The following is a 1,318-nucleotide window of genomic DNA, read 5'->3' as shown; positions in this document are numbered from 1 at the left end:
CGCACCGTCGGCGCGATCAAAAGCGAGCTGCTGTTTGAAATTCTCAAGCGGCTGGGTGCCGCTGGCATTGAACTGGCGAAACCGCCTGCTGCGTGATGCGAGATCACACGGCAGGCAGTTGCTGGATCATGATGGACTCGTTGACGGCAAATAAGTAACGTAACCGGCGCTGCTTTYGAACCTGGAAAATCGAAAAGGGAGTTTGCATCGTGACCGAAGAGACAAAAACCAAAGGACCGGCTTCGTACTTCCCGTCAATCGAAAAAAAGTACGGTCAGCCGATCACCCATTGGCTGGATCTGCTTAAAACCGTCAGCGACAAGAAACACATGGAGATGGTGACTTGGCTCAAAGCCGAACACGGCATGGGTCATGGCCACGCAAACGCGTTGGTTGCCTATCATTTGGCTGCCACCAAAAGCGCCTAGCCACGCGCAGTCGGTGGAGCCGGGTAAAAACCGGCTCCACCGTTAATATTCTGTTGCCCTATCCTTTCATCCAAGCCATCACGCCGGACATCGACCATGTCAGCCCCCGAATCCACCCTCCTCGACAGTTGGCACCACAACGCCCAGGCCTGGATTGACGCCATCCGCAGCGGCACCATCGAAAGCCGCCTCAAGGTCACCGACCAGGCCATTCTGCTGGCGGTGCTGGGTCGTCAGCCCGAGCGTGTACTCGACCTGGGTTGCGGCGAAGGCTGGTTGTTGCGCGCGCTGGCTGAACGGGCCATTGACGCGGTGGGTGTGGATGGCGACGTGACGCTGGTGGAGGCGGCGCGAGCGGCGGGTTCGTCGAAAGTGCATGTGGCGAGTTATGAAGCGTTGGCCGAAGCGAAAGTCGATATCGGCCGCGACTACGACCTGATCTGCGCCAATTTTGCCCTGCTGCATCAGGACATCATCCCCCTGCTCGCCGCCATGAACCTCTTGCTCGCCCCGGGTGGCGCGCTGGTGATCCAGACGTTGCATCCATGGGCAGCTGCGGCAGGCGATTATCAGGATGGCTGGCGGGAAGAGACCTTCGCCGGCTTCAAGGGGCAGTGGCAGCCCATGCCGTGGTATTTCCGTACTCTGTCCAGTTGGTTCAATGCGCTGGACATGGCCGGTTTTACGCTGGTCGGCTTGCAGGAGCCGCAGCACCCGCAAAGCCCTGTGCCGCAGTCGTTGCTGTTGGTGGCCGAGCCGCGGTGCTGAGTGATGCAAATCCTTTGGAAGCTTGCTCGCGATAGCGGTCTGGCTGTCACTTCATCGGCGGCTGTCGAGCCGTCATCGCGAGCAAGCTCGCTCCCACAGGTTTTCCGGTGCTCGTCAGGAAC

At 59.6% G+C, this 1,318-nt stretch carries 2 protein-coding genes; both read left to right on the top strand.

Features of this window, described 5'->3' with window-relative positions:
• The first annotated feature begins 209 nt into the window (after positions 1-209).
• On the top strand, positions 210-428 hold the full coding sequence (locus ACXRVY_RS29580) for a DUF4287 domain-containing protein (RefSeq protein WP_223463933.1): 219 nt from the start codon (positions 210-212) through the stop codon (positions 426-428).
• Between the two features lie 96 nt (positions 429-524).
• Positions 525-1,196 carry a class I SAM-dependent methyltransferase gene (locus tag ACXRVY_RS29575; RefSeq protein WP_223463932.1) on the top strand — a complete coding sequence of 224 codons (672 nt, stop codon included), beginning with the start codon at positions 525-527 and terminating at the stop codon, positions 1,194-1,196.
• Positions 1,197-1,318: the final 122 nt, after the last annotated feature.

The organism is Pseudomonas sp. P5_A2_2, assembly GCF_054177685.1.
This window is presented reverse-complemented; position numbering and strand designations above follow the sequence as displayed.

Coding starts and splice junctions, on each gene's coding strand:
- ACXRVY_RS29575 (WP_223463932.1), top strand. CDS start 525: ATGTCAGCCCCCGAATCCACCCTCCTCGACAGTTGGCACCACAACGCC.